General features: G+C 73.2%; 2 protein-coding genes. Both read left to right on the top strand.

Annotation, left to right across the window (positions count from 1 at the left end; translation table 11 throughout):
* The first annotated feature begins 124 nt into the window (after positions 1-124).
* Positions 125-979: a DUF4132 domain-containing protein gene (locus ABEA26_RS03920; RefSeq protein WP_345589216.1), complete on the top strand. Its 855-nt coding sequence runs from the start codon at positions 125-127 to the stop codon at positions 977-979.
* A gap of 5 nt (positions 980-984) precedes the next feature.
* Positions 985-6,303 (top strand): hypothetical protein, encoded by a 5,319-nt coding sequence (locus tag ABEA26_RS03915; RefSeq protein WP_345589233.1) that lies wholly within the window; start codon positions 985-987, stop codon positions 6,301-6,303.
* The last annotated feature ends 16 nt before the right edge of the window (positions 6,304-6,319 follow it).

Raw genomic sequence — 6,319 nt, 5'->3', positions numbered from 1 at the left:
CTCCTGCTCCTGCTCCTGCTCCTGCTCCTGCTCCTGCTCCTGCTCCTGCTCCTGCTCCTGCCTCATTGTCAGTGGGCTGGCCTAGAGTTCCAGCACTTGATCACTGCGGTGCGGGGAGGCACTCATGGGGTGGGTGACAGCCGGGGACTACGAGGTGGCTCTGGACGACGGGAAGGTGGTGTGCCGCAACGCCGCCGGGCGACGGCTCAAGTCGGTACCGGCCAAACTCGCGGACGACCCCGCCGTGGTGGGCCTTCGACAGCTCACCGAGTGGCTGGAGCGGCACGAACGCCAGTGCCTGACCGACGTGGAGCGGTGGATGGTGAGGTCACTGCCCGTCCCCCTCGCCGTGATCACCCGGGTGTGGCCCGACCCGGCCTGGCGGTCCGCCCTGCGCGACCTGGTCGTCACCGGCGCCGACGGCGAGGTCGCGGGGTTCCTGCGGGACGCCGACCCCGAACGCGGCATCGGTCTCGTCGACCTCGACGGAGACACCGTGCGCATCGCACCCGACCTGGTCCGTCTTCCGCATCCGGTGCTCCTCCAAGACCTCGAGGAGCTACGGGAGTTCGCTGTCGAACTCGACGTCGAGCAGCACGCCCAGCAGCTCTTCCGGGAGGTATGGCACCGCCCCGCCGCACTCGACGCCGAGAGCGCCTCGGTCGAGGAGTACGCGGGCGGCGCCTTCAGAGAACAGCGTTTCCTGCACGGGCGGGTCAGCCAGCTCGGTTACCGCGTGCGCGGCGGGTACGCCGTCTGCTCCGTACGGGAGGAGGGCCAGGGCGTCGAGGCTCGCGTCTGGGTCGGCGACTACGACGGCTACGAGGAGACGGAGACCGGTCCCCTGGTGTGGACCGACGGTGCCGGGCGGGTGTTGAAGCTCGGCCGAATCGGGCCGGTGGCCTGGTCGGAGGGCATGCGCATGGCTGCCGCGCTGTACGCCGGGCGCGATATCGAGGACGAGGAGCGGGCGGCGTGAGCGCCATGAACGGGACCACCATGACAACCGACGGAACCACCGCGCCGGGCGGGGTCACCACCACGCCCGCCGGGGTCACCACCACACCCGGCACTTGTGGGACCACCGTCTACGACGACGCCACCGCCGCCGCCCTGCTCGACGCCGGCGCGCTCCTGCCTCGGGACAGCACCGGCCGGGAGGACGCCGACACCCTCACCGTCCGTACCTACACCCATGCCGCACTGGGCGACCGCAGCGTCGTCCGGTTGGTGCCGGGCACCCTCGGCGGGGCCGAGGACCTCGCCCTGGACTTCCTGGGCCTGGTGCGCGACGCGGAGACTCCCGAGGTCGGGCAGGTAAGGCGGGAGACCCTCGGTTTCCCCGCCTGGGCACTGGTCAACGACCCGGCCAACGGACATCACGCGCTGGCCCTGGTCAAGGACGTCGAGCGGCTCACACGGCAGGCCAAGTCCCGCCCCGGCACCGCCAAGGAGGGCTTCGAGGCACTCGGTGAACGGCTCGGCCGGGCGGTGCCGCACTTCCTTCCCACCTTCTACGAGCAAGCAGCCCGCATCTTCCTCCAGTACGACAACACGACCTACGCCGCCGCCTTCTTCGGCAAGGCACGCGACGCCGAGCGAGTGCACGCGCTCGCCGTCGACGAGGAGCGACAGCGCGCCGTCTTCCTGGAGTTCGCCTTCGCCGGGGCGCTGACGGTCAAGGCCCTGAAGCAGCATGTGAAGGATCTCGCCGGCCGGCTGGACGCCGCCGAGGCGTGGCACCAGTTCCGGCAGCTGGCGGTGGAGCGCAGCGCGGCCGGTATGCCGCCGTACGCGTCGCTGCCGCAGGACGCGCGGACGCTGATCAAGGCGGCCGGGCTGCCCCAAGTCGCCACGGAGTGCGACCTGGCCGCCGATCTGGTCGCCTCCCCCGCCGCCGTCCGGGCCCCCGCCTCCTTCTGGACCGCCTACCGGGCCGTCCTGCCCGTCCTCGCCGGCCGGCGGCCGGCCGTACGGGCCCGGCTGCTGGAGATCATGCCTGCCGGGCTGGACCACGACGTGGCGAACGACGACTTCTGGCTGGCGCTGCTGGCCGAGTGCGCCGCCGACCGGTTGCTGACCGGCGAGGCCGGGGGCGAAAAGGACGCCGCCGACGGGGACCGGGCCGACGGTGCGAACGGGCGCGGCACCGCGACGGACGGTGTCGACGCGGCGGACTGGCTCAGCCGTTGGGCCGCCCACCGCAAGCACGGCGCGACCGTGTGCGACACCTCGCCGGCCACCCTCGAGCTGGTGGCCCGAATGGCGCCTCGGCTGTGCGCCGACGGACGGCCCGTCGACCTGTTCGCCGGACGCCGGTACGCGGGCGCCGACATCGGGCTGCTGGACCTCTGCGCGGCGCAGAACATCCCCCTCGTTCTGCCGGACCCCGACACCGAGGTCCATCTCGGACTGGACCGCTGGGCGCGGGACACCCGGCCCGAGCGGCGTGATCTGGCCGCCATCGCGGCTGATTCGCGTCTGCGTCCCCTGCTGCTGCGTGCCGTCGGTGCCGTGAGCCAGGACCACCAGGCGGCCTCGGTACTCGAGCTCCTCGCCGACCATCCCGTGCTGACGGACGTTCTGCGCGAGTGGCTGGACGGCGCGGTCGGGGAGCTCACCGCCGCCGTGGGTCTGCCCGGAGCGCGTGAGGCACTGCACCGGCTGAGCCCCTTCCGGGCGGTGGCGCCCCGGGCCAACCCGGAAGCGGTCACTCGCGCCGCCGGGTACGAGACGGCTCCGCTGCTCGGGCGCACCCTGCGGGCCGGCATCCTCGACGAGCTGGGCTGGCCCGCGCTCGAGGACGCACTGCGGCTGCTCGACGGCGGAACACGCAAGGACCGCGACGACAAGCTGATCGTGGACGAGGCCTGGCCCTGCCTGGTCCTGAGCCGTGGTCGCCAGGCGGTCGTCGTCGGACCGGACGGGGTTCTGCTCGAACACGACCTGCGGCTCCCGGCCGATCTGGACCGCTGGCAGCGCCCGCGGTTCCGCTACACCGACGGGGAGCTGCTCGTGGTGTGGTGGCAGGAGGGCAAGCAGCGCGGCTACTGGTCCACCCGGCCGTCCGAGGTGGTCACGTTCACCGGTGAGCAGATCGCCCAGCGGTGGCGCAACGACAGCGCCGGCGCCCCGTCCATTCCGCTGCCCGGCGGCGGACGGGCCACCGGCGGGCGCACCCTGCACGCCGGTGACACCGTCCTGCCCGCGAACCGTCGCGTCATCGGGGACGGCACCCTGTACTGGCGGGAGGGCAGGCAGGGCCGACAGCAGGTCTGGCTGGAGTACGACCCGGCGACCGGCACCCACGGGCGCGCTTCCCTGCCCGCCTTCCTACGGTCCGGCATCAGGGACGACGCGACGCTGCTGCAGGACCAGTGCGAGGTACTGCCCCTGCAGCCAGGCCTGGAGCACAGCCCGTTCGGCACGGACGGCACCGTTCTCGGCCGCTGGGTGCGTACCGAGGACGAGGCCGGCGAGACTCTGACGACCACCGGGACACCCGACGGCCGCACCGTCACGCTCCGGGCTTCCGAGCACGCGGGCACCGTTGTGCCGCTCGGTGCGCTGCGGCTCCCCGGAGGCGCCGCACCCGTGGTGGCCCGGAAGTGGCGCCGGATCGCCCTGTTCGCGCAGGACGACAGTACCGACGCGGGCGAGCTCGGCCGGGTGACACCGAACCAACAGGGCGGGGAGTTCGCCGCGGGCACTCCGCTCGTACCGCCGGTCGCCTTCTGGCACGCCCTGCGTCCCCGTGACGAGCGTGCGTCGGCCGTGCTGCGTGCCCTCACCGATGAGCGGGCGGCCGAGCTGGTGCGCGACACGGCGCAGGCGCTGACCGAGCGTCAGGCGTTGGTGAAGGCGGCCGAGGGCGTCGACGGGGGAGCCAGTGATCCCACACCGGGCGGCGGGACGGCCGGTGGGCAGGGCGGGGCAAGCACTGGGACCGGAGGCCCGGCCGGCGTGACCGTCAGTCCGGCTGGTGGTACCGGGGTACCAGCTGGCGGAACCGGAGGGTCGGCCGGTGGGACCGCCGACAGCAAGCCCGCCGTGCCGACCGCCGAGGAGGTCGTACGGCAGGCGGTGTCCCGGTCACTGCCCGGCCTCACCGACGAGCGACTCCTCACCGGCGTGGCGGCCCTGGTCCGCACGACACTCCAGATCGCCGACTCGGTCACCAGGTTCGCCACACCACCCGTCGAGCAGGCGAAACCGGAGCTGAAGCGGGTCGAGGGCATGTTCGCGGACTACCGCCCGGAGCACGGTGACGACCACACGTTGCACACGGCAACCGACGGCCTGGCCAATCTGTGGGGAGCCTGGGGCGGCAACAGCCAGTGGACCACGCTCCGGCAGATCCGCGCCGTGAACCACGTGCTCTCCGGGAAACCCGCCGACGGCAGGCAGTTGCCCGATCACATCCGCCGCACCGCTCTCTGCGACGGGTGGCGCAGCGACGAGTACACCGTTCCCCGCCTCGGCATGGTCTGGCCGTCCCTCCTGCCCGTGCTGCGACCGCTGGTCTACCGGGCCGCCGCACCAACCGTGCCGGAGGCCGAACGCGAGGCTCTGCTCCTTCTGTTCGAGGCGCTCACCGAAGGGCCGCTCGCCGCTCCGGGGAGCGCCCTGCGGGAGATCGTGCTGAGCGAGCCGCTGGACATGCGACGACGGCACGGCAATCAGGAGCGTGCGGGGCAGGTGCTGCGGCGGGGCGGCCGCACCGTGGTCGTCCTCGGCCGCAGGAACGTCGACTACGGCCTCGACCGCGTCAACTGGCTCGCTCTCGACCACGATCCGACCGGTGCGTTCGGAGCCGTCGCGCACTTCCCGCTGGAGAAGGAGACCCGGCACAGTTCCGCGTTCCCGGCCGGCGGACTCACCGCCGTCATCCGGCTGATCCGGGACAAGGGGGCCGCGCCTTGGCATCCCGAGGCACCCGCCTCGCTCGCCGCGGCGACGCACGCGGGCCTGGGTCCGCTCCAGGCCGCGCTACTGCTCGCCGGGCAGCCGGAGCAGCTCGGCGGCGACGCACTCGCCACGATCGGGCTCAAGCCGCGTCAGCTGAACGCGGGCAGGCGCATGCTGAACTCGCTTCCCGCCACCGACCGAGAGGCACTCGTCGGCGCCCTGCTGCCCGACGACCCCGCCGAGTTGTGGACGACAGGTCCCGACACGGGCACCGCGGGCCGGGTGTGGGCCGAGCGTCTCGGTTCCCTCGTCCGCGTGCCCGAGGATCTGGCACCCGCTCTCGACGGCCTGCCGACCGCCTCCGCCGAGGACGTCCTCAATCCGGCACGCACCGCCTGGCTCAGCCGCACCACGGTCCAGCGGCCCGACAAGGACGGCCGGCTGGTCGCGGAGGATCCGGCCGCGGTGCCCGGACGCCACCACCTGACCGGTGCGGTCGCCGCTCTCGCCTCGCTCGCCTACGCCCTGCCCTACGGACACCCCCTGCGCGCGTCCCTGCCCGAGGGTCTGGCCGCGCTGCGCCGCCGCGTCACCGATCCGGGGCTCCTGCTCGGCCTGGACGTCGAGTGGACGGAGAAGGGCGGAACCACGGCCGCCGAGCTGCGCAAGGCGTACGGACTGCCCGCCACCGGAGGCGCCGACGCGGACGGCACCACGTGGGTCGGTGAAGCGCTCGCGCTGCGCCCCTGGCACAGCGACAAGGAGACCGTGCTGGTGCGCCCGGCGGGACTCACCGGCCCGGACGACACCGTGTTCGGGCTTCTCGAAGGGCTGGTGGGTACCTCACGCGCCACCGGTCTCCACGCTCTGCGCTCCGTCCTCGGCGACGAACTCGCCGGGGCCCTCGCCGTCGGCCTCGGTCCCGAAGGTCCCTCCGGGCCCGCCCAGGACCCCACAGTCTGTGTACCGGCACTCGTCACCGAGGTCGCCTCGGCCCACGGTCTCGGCGAGGACGCGGCGACGCTCTATCTGCAACTGCTCGCCCTGCCCGACCCGACGGACCGCAACTGCGCCCGCTGGACCGGCTGGAAGCCCGCCCGTCTGAAGAAGGCCCGGGCCGAACTCACGACGACAGAGCTGGTCGTGGACGCCAAGCGGTCCCGGGCCGGCCGCTCCCTCTTCCTTCCCTGCGGCTGGCGTGACCTCAAGGCACCCGCCCTGCCGGTGGAGACGTGGAAGGAGAGCCTCTATCCCGTCCGCGAGGGGATCCGCGCGGTCCCGCTCCTCCCGGTGCCCGAGCTGTTCGCCCGCGCCTGGGGCCGGGTGCGGGCCGGAGAAGCGCCCGGATACGAAGAGCTCACCACCCGCGCCACGCGGAAGGGCCGCCGGCGGTGACCCGAAGGCGAGGCCA

Source organism: Streptomyces marokkonensis, from assembly GCF_039539045.1.
Taxonomy (GTDB): domain Bacteria; phylum Actinomycetota; class Actinomycetes; order Streptomycetales; family Streptomycetaceae; genus Streptomyces; species Streptomyces marokkonensis.
The sequence above is the reverse complement of the archived record's forward strand: the minus strand, read 5'-3'. Positions and strand labels throughout refer to the sequence as shown.

Coding starts and splice junctions, on each gene's coding strand:
- ABEA26_RS03920 (WP_345589216.1), top strand. CDS start 125: ATGGGGTGGGTGACAGCCGGGGACTACGAGGTGGCTCTGGACGACGGG.
- ABEA26_RS03915 (WP_345589233.1), top strand. CDS start 985: ATGAACGGGACCACCATGACAACCGACGGAACCACCGCGCCGGGCGGG.